Here is a 287-nt window from a genome sequence, read left to right as displayed (position 1 = left end):
GAAGCCCGGAGTGCGGCCGTGGCGGTGTCGGGCCCTTCGGTGATTACAAGGGTGATCGACATGGACGCGAACCTCAGCGATGAAGAAATGGCCTGGCAGATACAGATGGAGGCCGACCAGTACATTCCCTATCCCTTGGACGAGGTGGCGCTGGATTTTCAGGTGCGCGGCCCGTCGCCTCAAGGAACCGGGCGGGTCGAGGTATTGCTGGCGGCGTGCTTGCGTGAACAGGTGGAGGCCCGCGAGGCGGTATTGGCCCTTGCCGGGCTGGTGACACGGGTGGTGGA

General features: G+C 64.1%; 1 protein-coding gene. It reads left to right on the top strand.

Going from position 1 to position 287, the window contains the following annotated elements; translation table 11 throughout:
- Window positions 1-18 precede the first annotated feature (18 nt).
- Window positions 19-287 (top strand): pilus assembly protein PilM (gene pilM / locus AC0L20_RS40795; RefSeq protein WP_473295791.1); only part of this gene is annotated, 269 nt, incomplete at its 3' end.

The sequence above is a fragment of the Bradyrhizobium sp. Kon58 genome (assembly GCF_055807455.1).
The sequence above is the reverse complement of the archived record's forward strand: the minus strand, read 5'-3'. Positions and strand labels throughout refer to the sequence as shown.